The following is a 276-nucleotide window of genomic DNA, read 5'->3' on the forward strand; positions in this document are numbered from 1 at the left end:
GTTATCTCTCCTGGAACAATCTGGGTAATGTGCTGAGCGAGATGGGTGAGCTGGATGCGGCGCTGAAGAGCTACGAGAAGGCGCACAAGGCCAACCCTGCTGCCACGGGGCCCTTTTCCAATCTTATCACGGCACACCATTACCACCCCGACAAGGACAAGCTTGAAATCCTGAAGCTTTGCAAGAGCTGGGGGAACACATTCGCTTCCCGATTGAAAGAGCAGGCAGTGGAGACCGATCGCCAGCCTGGAAAGACATTGCGGATCGGGATGATAT

1 protein-coding gene is annotated in these 276 nt (G+C 54.7%); it reads left to right on the forward strand.

Annotation, left to right across the window (positions count from 1 at the left end; all coding sequences use genetic code 11):
• Positions 1-276 (forward strand): tetratricopeptide repeat protein (locus CVH10_RS20150; RefSeq protein ID WP_146143165.1); only part of this gene is annotated, 276 nt, incomplete at both ends.

Origin of the sequence: Halomonas sp. ND22Bw, from assembly GCF_003011945.1 — a bacterium.
Lineage (GTDB): Bacteria > Pseudomonadota > Gammaproteobacteria > Pseudomonadales > Halomonadaceae > Halomonas > Halomonas halophila.